The organism is Aeromonas sp., assembly GCF_050633025.1.
Taxonomy (GTDB): Bacteria; Pseudomonadota; Gammaproteobacteria; order Enterobacterales; family Aeromonadaceae; genus Aeromonas.
In genome coordinates this window covers 1-5,343 of record NZ_JBODRQ010000180.1, presented here as the reverse complement: position 1 = coordinate 5,343, position 5,343 = coordinate 1, and the positions used below count along the sequence as shown (strand labels likewise).

Here is a 5,343-nt window from a genome sequence, read left to right as displayed (position 1 = left end):
AGCTGACGCAGGCTGCCAGCGGCGGCATTGCGCGGGTTGACGAATACCTTCTCGCCCGCTGCCAGCGCCTTGGCGTTCATCGCCTCAAAACCGGCCTTGGGCATAAAGACTTCGCCACGCACCTCCAGCCGCTCTGGCCAGCCAGTGCCGCGCAGCGCGAGCGGAATGGCCTTGATGGTGCGCACGTTCTCGGTGATCTCCTCACCGGTGGCGCCATCGCCCCGGGTGGCCGCCTGCACCAGCTGACCATCCACATAAAGCAAGCTCACCGCCAGACCGTCGAGCTTGGGCTCGCAGCAGAAGGTGAAACGCACGTCACGCTTGAGGCGATCGCTCATGCGCTGTTCGAACGCCAGCAACTCTTCGCTGCTAAAGACGTTATCCAGACTGAGCATGGGGATCTCGTGACGTACCTGACTGAACGCCGTCAGCGGCTGGCCGCCGACCCTCACGCTGGGGGACGCCGGGGTTTTCAGCTCGGGATGCTCGGCTTCCAGCGTAATCAGCTCGCGCATCAGGCGATCGTATTCAGCATCCGGCACTGTGGGGTTATCCAGCACATAGTACTGGTGACCATATTCGGTAAGCAGTTCACACAGTTGACGGTGGCGGGAGAGGGTATCGCTCATGAAAAAGTCTCGAAGTGTGATGGAAAATTTGGCCCGGGGTAGAAACAAAAATGCGGTACCAGGGTACCGCACTTTTTATTTATTCAACCCGCATGGCGTATTAGTCGCGACTGGCCTCGTAGGCAGCCAGCTCGTGACGGTAACGGGCAACGGTATCATCGCTCAGCGGGCTGCGATCCATATCGGTCAGCATGGCATCGAGATCGCTGGCCAGCTGATCGGCAGCCTGCAGCATATCCTCGAAGGCAAACGCGGCATTGCTGCGCAGCGGCAACTGCATGAACAAGGAGACACCCGGCGTGGTGAACTGTTCCATCCGGTACGGGTTGAAGGTGCCCGGCTTGACCATGTTGATCATGGAGAAGAGCACTTCACCCTTGCCGTTGGGATCTTCGTGACGGTGGAAAATATCCATCTCGCCAAACTTGAAGCCCAGCGCCATCAGGGATGAGAGCAGGGTCGCACCTTGCAAGTCGTGACCCGGACGGCCCATCAGGTTGATGACATAGACATCCTGCCAGATCTTCTCTACCGGCTGGGGGGCCATGCGCGGCTCTTCCACCACCGGAGCGGGTGCCACATAGACCGGCTCTTCGTAAACAGGCTCGGGGGCCACATGACGGGGCTGCGGCTGGTATTCCGGCTCGGGTGCACGCACCGGCTCGGCACGAATGGTATCAGCGGTACGGACTGTCTCTGCACGGGCACCAAAGGTCGGGGCAGTCGCATAAGCGGGCTCGACCAGCGGCTCGTCGTCCAGCGACTGCATCATGGGCTCGCGCTGGGGACGGGAACGGTAGACCGGGGTACGACGATTGACCTGAGCAGGTTTGCGTACGGGAGCAGCAGGTTCTTCCTCTACCACTTCGGGCTGGGACTTGTCGTATGCTTCCTCTTCTTCATAGACAGGAGGCGGCGGAACCGGGCGGGCAGCAGGCTTGCGCACTACAGGCGGCGGCAAATCGTCATCTTCATCATCAAAGGTGGCCAATGAGGAACGACGGCTGAGTTCCGGCTGGTGGCTATCTTCATCACGATGGAGCTTGGGCTCAGCGCGACGACCACTGCTGACCACACGCACCTGACCGATGCCATCGCTGTCAAATGCATCATCGTCACGATTACGTGACTTGGATTCCATCCGGCCAAGCGGTTTCTCTTTGATCGGTGCCTGACGATTCTTTTTGTTGCTCCACAACCCGTGAATGAGCAATGCCGCGATGGCAATACCGCCCAGGGCAACCAAGATGTAACGCAATTCCTGCATTAGCTGCTTCTCTTTCTAGTTTTGCTCAGCCAAAGCGACGGCTTCACCGATATCGACCGACACAATGCGAGAAACCCCGGGCTCTTGCATCGTGACGCCAACCAGCTGCTCAGCCATCTCCATGGAGACCTTGTTATGACTGATGTAAACGAACTGTACTGTGCTCGACATCTCTTTGACAAGAGAACAGAAGCGACCGACGTTCACTTCATCGAGCGGTGCATCCACCTCATCCAGCAGACAAAAAGGTGCTGGGTTGAGTCTGAAGATGGCAAAAACCAGCGCAAGCGCGGTTAACGCCTTCTCCCCCCCGGAAAGCAGGGCAATGGTAGCATTCTTCTTACCCGGAGGTCTCGCCATGATGCTCACTCCGGCCTCCAAAAGATCATCGGAGGTCAACTCAAGCCAGGCACTGCCCCCACCGAACACTTTCGGAAACAGGGATTTTAAATCTTCGTTGACCTTATCGAAAGTGTCCCGGAACCGTATTTGTGTCTCTTTATCAATTCTTTTAATGGCTTGGCTCAAGGTTTCCAGCGCTTGCTCGAGATCCTGACACTGATTTTCAAGATAGGTTGCCCGGGTTTTCGCCTCTTCATACTCCTCCAGCGCCGCCAGGTTGATGGCGCCGAGTGCCTCCACTTGCGCCTCCAGGGTCTGGATCTCCTGCCGCAGCTTGCCGCGATCAGCGGCGATTAACACTGCCTGATCGAGATCGACCAGTCGAACCCCCAGCTCTTCGAACTGCTCGTGCAACCCCTGTCGACGGGTGAGGTTGCGTTCACGCTCAAGGCGCAGGGTTGCCAGCTTCTCTTGCAGAGTCACCAGCTGCTTGTGATCGGCACTTCTGGCCTGTTCCAGCTCACCGAGCTGGCGCTCCAGCTCCGCAAGCCGTTGATGGCAGGCGAGCTGCTGCGCCTCCAGATTGCGCTGCTCGGCCAGCAGGGGCGCCAGATCCGGCACCGCCTCGCTATCCGGCCCTTTCAGCCCGGCCAGCTCCAGCCCGAGCCTCGCCAGCTCCTCTTCACCCAGGGTAATGAGTTGGCGCAGATTGCCCAGTTCCAGTTGCAAACGCTGGCAGGCTGCTTGTTGCTGCTCACGGCGCACACGGGCCTCGTCGACTGCCCGCTCGCAGCGAGTCAGCTGCTCCTGAGCGACCTGCAACACTTGCGTCAGCGGCTCCCCCAGCTCCTGCAACTCGGTAAGGCGCGCCTCATCGAGTTCCAGTTGTTCACGGGCGCTGGCCAGTCGCTCTGCCTCTTCGGCCTGCTCCTGATCGAGCCGGATCAGCTCTTCGCCGAGCTGACCGAGCCGCTGCAACCGCTCCTGCCGCTGACCCTGTTGCAGGCTCCAGGCTTCGCGCAGTTGTTGCCATTTCTGCTCTTGCTCGCGCAAGGTTCGCTGCAACAACTCCTGCGCGCTGGCAAGCTGGGCGCGCCGGGCATCGGCTTCAACAACTTGCTCACTCAGCTGTGCCTGCCCCGCGGCAACCTTATCCTGCTCGGTATACAACCGTTCACGCTCACCGAGCAGTGCCATGGTGCCAAGCGCCGCGCCCTGCCCCAGATCAGCCCAGTTTGGCCCCAGCCAGTCGCCAGCAGGAGTCAGTACCGACTCACCGGCCGCAAGGCTTGGCTGGCGGGCCAATGCGGCCTCTCGGCTCTCCACCAGCCAGATGGTATTGAGGAAGGCGGGAATGTGCTCGCCGCCCAGTTTTGCCGCCAGCGTACCGGCAACCGCCGGTTGCGCCGGGCCAATCCAGAGCCCCTCTTGCGCCAGATTGCACTCGTCCGCCGGCGTTGCGGTGAGCCAGCGGCCCAGAACCTTGTCGAGCGCCTGTGCCCACTCGGGGGCAACCTGCAACCGGTCGGCCAGAGTCGCCCCTTCCATCTGTTCGCCGAGGATCTGATCCAGGGTCGCCAGCCGCGCCTCCAGCTCCCGTTGCAGGCTCAACTGCTGGCCATGCTGCTGCTTGAGTTGTTCATGGGCATCGACCGCCTGCGCCAGCTGCTCGGTTAGCTCGCCGGTGGCGGCCCGCGTCAGCTCCAGCTGGCCACTCAATTCATCGAGGGCCGGTTGCAGATCGTCAGCCTCTGCACCGAGGGGGCCTGCGCGTTCATCTTCCAGCTTAAGGCGTGCCAGCCGGGTCTTGGCTTGCAGCTCCTGCAAACCACCCAACCGGGTGCGGGTCTGGTTGATCTGGCCCTGCAACCCGGCCAACTGTTGCTGCCACTGCTGCTGGCGCAGGCGGGCCTGTTCCAGCTGCTCGCTGGCATGCTGGCGGGCCTCCTGCTGCTCGGTGAGCAACTGCTCACACTGCTCCAGCCGGGCACTCTCCTGCTCGGCGCGCAATACTCCTTCGGTCAGTTGATCCTGCTGGCTGGCAAGCTGCGCCTTGCGGGTGGCGATCCGCTCGCCCAGCGCCTCTGCACGGGCCTGCCAGTCGCGCCCCAGTTCACTCTGGTGCAGCTGTTGCTGTTCGAGGCGGGCGATGGCCTGGCCACCGAGAAAAATCTGTTGCTGGCGGCTCGCCTGTTCGGCTTGCGCCTCTTGTCTGGCGACCGACAAAGTGACGTGGCGCCCCTCATCGGCGGTGCGTTTGGCATCGAGCGCCGCCAGCGCCTGCTCGGCCTGCGCCAGTTCGGTTTTGGCCTCGCCAAGGCGCGTCTCCAGCGCCCACAACTCGGAGCCAATCAGCTCGGCGCGAGCTGCGCGCGAACGACTCTTGAGCTGTTTGTAGCGCTCGGCCGTTTCGGCCTGGGCTTTGAGGTGGTCAAGGCGCGAACCCAGCTCGCCGCGAATATCGCCGAGGCGCTCCAGATTCTCCTGGGTGTGGCGAATGCGCTGCTCGGTCTCGCGACGCCGCTCCTTGTAACGGGAGACCCCGGCCGCCTCTTCCATAAAGAGTTTGAGGTCGGCCGGGCGCGACTCCACCAGTCGGCTGACGGTGCCCTGCTCGATGATGGCGTAGCTGCGAGGGCCCAGACCGGTGCCGAGGAAGAGGTCGGTGACATCCTTGCGGCGGCACTTCTGGCCGTTGATCTGATAGTGGTTGGAGCCGTCGCGCAGCACTTCACGGCGCACCGAGATCTCGGTAAAGCGGCCGAACTCGCCGGGCACCCGGTTGTGGGGATTGTCGAACACCAGCTCGACCGAGGCGCGCCCGTGCGCACTGCGATTGATAGAGCCGTTGAAGATGACATCGGTCATGTTCTCGCCGCGCAGATGGCGGGCGGAGCTCTCCCCCAGCACCCAGCGCACCGCGTCGATGACGTTGGATTTGCCACAGCCATTGGGGCCCACTACGGCAGTCATGTCTGCCGACAGTTCGATGCGGGTCGGCTCGACGAACGACTTGAAGCCGGCGAGTTTGATCAGTTTCAGACGCATGGCGACCTGTATCAGTGGCTAAATAAAGAGGAGGCGGGCAGGCGACTTTACCAAATC

3 protein-coding genes are annotated in these 5,343 nt (G+C 61.7%); all 3 read right to left on the bottom strand.

What is annotated here, in order from left to right:
• Positions 1-629, bottom strand: a 629-nt coding sequence (locus tag ACRAUW_RS16585; protein ID WP_431363160.1) for a DNA ligase LigA-related protein, incomplete at its 3' end; no start/stop codon positions are given.
• Between the two features lie 100 nt (positions 630-729).
• Entirely contained in the window at positions 730-1,896 is a 1,167-nt protein-coding gene (gene zipA, locus ACRAUW_RS16580) for a cell division protein ZipA (RefSeq protein ID WP_431363159.1), read from the bottom strand.
• Positions 1,897-1,911: 15 nt separating this feature from the next.
• Complete coding sequence (locus ACRAUW_RS16575) at positions 1,912-5,286, bottom strand: AAA family ATPase (protein WP_431363158.1); 3,375 nt, start codon at positions 5,284-5,286, stop codon at positions 1,912-1,914.
• Between the last annotated feature and the right edge of the window lie 57 nt (positions 5,287-5,343).

Coding starts and splice junctions, on each gene's coding strand:
- ACRAUW_RS16575 (WP_431363158.1), bottom strand. CDS start 5,286: ATGCGTCTGAAACTGATCAAACTCGCCGGCTTCAAGTCGTTCGTCGAG.
- zipA (WP_431363159.1), bottom strand. CDS start 1,896: ATGCAGGAATTGCGTTACATCTTGGTTGCCCTGGGCGGTATTGCCATC.